This window comes from Rhodococcus sp. (in: high G+C Gram-positive bacteria) (assembly GCF_049591685.1).
Taxonomy (GTDB): Bacteria; Actinomycetota; Actinomycetes; order Mycobacteriales; family Mycobacteriaceae; genus Rhodococcoides.
On record NZ_JBAWFH010000288.1, the window covers coordinates 1 to 2519 of the forward strand.

At 63.9% G+C, this 2519-nt stretch carries 2 protein-coding genes and 1 pseudogene; 1 reads left to right on the plus strand and 2 read right to left on the minus strand.

Annotation, left to right across the window (positions count from 1 at the left end):
• The coding region (locus WBQ44_RS12020; RefSeq protein WP_495566915.1) for a peptide MFS transporter at positions 1-1367 on the plus strand (1367 nt) is incomplete at its 5' end.
• Between the two features lie 3 nt (positions 1368-1370).
• Here the strand turns inward: WBQ44_RS12020 and WBQ44_RS12025 are convergent.
• A complete protein-coding gene (locus WBQ44_RS12025) occupies positions 1371-2108 on the minus strand; it encodes a sulfite exporter TauE/SafE family protein (protein WP_495566916.1) in 738 nt (245 codons plus the stop codon).
• 20 nt (positions 2109-2128) lie between these two features.
• Positions 2129-2519, minus strand: a pseudogene (locus WBQ44_RS12030) (NTF2-like N-terminal transpeptidase domain-containing protein); the annotation flags it as partial.

Here is a 2519-nt window from a genome sequence, read left to right on the forward strand (position 1 = left end):
GGGAGCGGTTCTCGTTCTACGGGATGCAGGGCATCCTCATCTACTACCTCTACTACTCGGTGTCCGACGGTGGTCTCGGTATCGCCGAGAGCTCGGCCACCTCGATCGTCGGCGCGTACGGCGGCACCGTCTACCTCTCGACCATCCTCGGTGCATGGATAGCGGACCGCTTGCTCGGCTCGGAACGAACGTTGTTCTACAGCGCCGTCATGATCATGCTCGGCCACATCGCGTTGGCCGTTCTGCCCGGATTCGTGGGCGTCGGTGTGGGATTGGTTCTCGTCGCCTTCGGCAGCGGTGGACTCAAGGCAAACGCGACGTCACTCGTCGGCGACCTGTACGACGAGCACGACAACCGTCGAGACGCCGGCTTCTCGCTGTTCTACATGGGCATCAACATCGGTGCGTTCGTCGGACCGCTTCTCACCGGCTTGGCATGGGACAAGTTCGGCTTCCACGCTGGGTTCGGTCTCGCTGCCGTCGGCATGGCGCTGGGGCTGATTCAGTACACGCTCGGCCGCAAGCATCTGCACGGCGTGGGCGCGGTTCCGCCGAATCCGCTGCCGGCAGGCGAGCGAATCAAGTGGGCGGGCATCGGCGTCGTGGCCATCGTGGTCATTGCATTGCTGTCGGTGTTCGGTGCGATCACGGCGTCCAACATGTCGGACATCGTGGTCGGGGTGACGGTGGTGGCCGCCATCGGCTACTTCGCCCTCATTCTGTCGAGCAAGAAAATCACCGCGGTCGAGCGGCGTCGGGTCATCTCGTTCATTCCGATGTTCATCGCCAGCGCGGCATTCTGGTCGCTGTTTCAGCAGCAGTTCACGACCGTGCCGCTGATCGCGGATACGGTGTTGGACCGCAACCTGTTCGGATGGGAATTCCCACCCAACTGGGTTCAGTCGATCAACCCCGTCTTCATCATCATCTTCGCCGGAGTGTTCGCCGCGATGTGGACCAAACTGGGTGACCGTCAGCCGTCGACACCGCTGAAATTCGCTGCGGGTGTCGGCATCATGGGTTTGGCGTTTCTCGCTTTCGTGCCCGCGCTCGCCGGCAGCAGCATGCCGCTCCTCGCTCTCGTCGGCATCCTTCTACTGTTCACGTTCGCAGAGTTGTTCCTCTCGCCGGTCGGGTTGTCGTTGTCCACCAAGCTCGCTCCCGAGAACTTCCACACGCAGATGGTCGCGCTGTTCTTCCTCTCCGTCGCGCTCGGCTCGGCCATGGCCGGAACGCTCGCCGGGTACTACGACCAGGACAACCCCGACCCGTTCTTCTACACGGTCGGCGGGGTGTCGATCGCCGTCGGCGTCATGCTGTTGGCGCTCACGCCATGGATCAAGAAGATGATGAGCGGCGTGCGCTAGCCACTATTTCAGGAGCAACCAGGCTGCGAGACCGAGGCCGAGGATTCCGACGGCTATCCGCAGGACCGTCGGTGGGATGACCTTCACCACCGGCGGCCCACAGTAGCCGCCCGCGAATGCTCCGATCGACAGGGCCAGCGCGGCAAGCCAATCGACGTCACCCGAGAACGCGAACAGCACTGCCGCCACGACATTGGCGATGCCGAGGAACACACTTTTCAAAATGCTGGCCCGCCAGATCGAATCGGACGTGCAGATCAACGCGAGCGCGAGGAAGATGACTCCCGCACCCGCACCGAAGTAGCCCCCGTAGACGGCGACGAAGAACAGCGAGATCGGGTACAGGGTGGGAAACTCGGTGCCGCCGGACAGTTTTCGAATCCGCGGTTGGAGCAGCAGCGCAATGGCGGCGAACGCGACAAGATACGGGACCACCGCCTCGAAAGACCCCTCGGGCGCGGTGATGAGCAGGATCGCACCGGTCAGGCCGCCGAGCGCCGAAATGACGCCGAGGCGAATCAGTTTCGTGCCTTCTTCGGCAACTGCCGCAGACGCCTTCGTCGTCGCACCCACCCCCACCGCGACCATGGCGACGGTGTTGGTGACGTTGGCCGAGACGGGTGAGAGGCCCACTGCGAGCAGCGCTGGGTAGGACACCAGGGACGCCAGACCTGTCACGAACCCGACGAGTCCGGCAAAGAACCCGGCGACGACGAGCAGGCCGAGTTCGAGCAGAGTCACGGTGACTCAATCTACTCGCCTCACTCCGCGGGAGCGGAATCCAGTTCGTTGAGCAGCTTGGTACCCATCTTGACTGCCTGGTCCGTTCCGTCTGCGTCCTCGATGTAGACGGCGAACGCGAGATCGCCGCGGGTGCCGATGAACCAGCGGTCGTCGTCGCTGTTGCCCGCGTAACCCGTCAACCCGTCGTAGGCGTCCAGGCCTACGTCACGACTGGAATTCGCCAGCTTCTCGCGGAGCTCCGCGAGAGCCGCGGGCGGAATGGTGCCTGCGTCCTTGTCCGCGACGGCGGTGTGCCCGGCGACGATCGACGGGAGTGGCGCGTTCCCCCGCGCTATAGCCGCACCCATCTGCGCGAGGCCGAACGGTGTGACGGCCACCTGGGACGTCTCGTTCCCCACGGTGCGAATG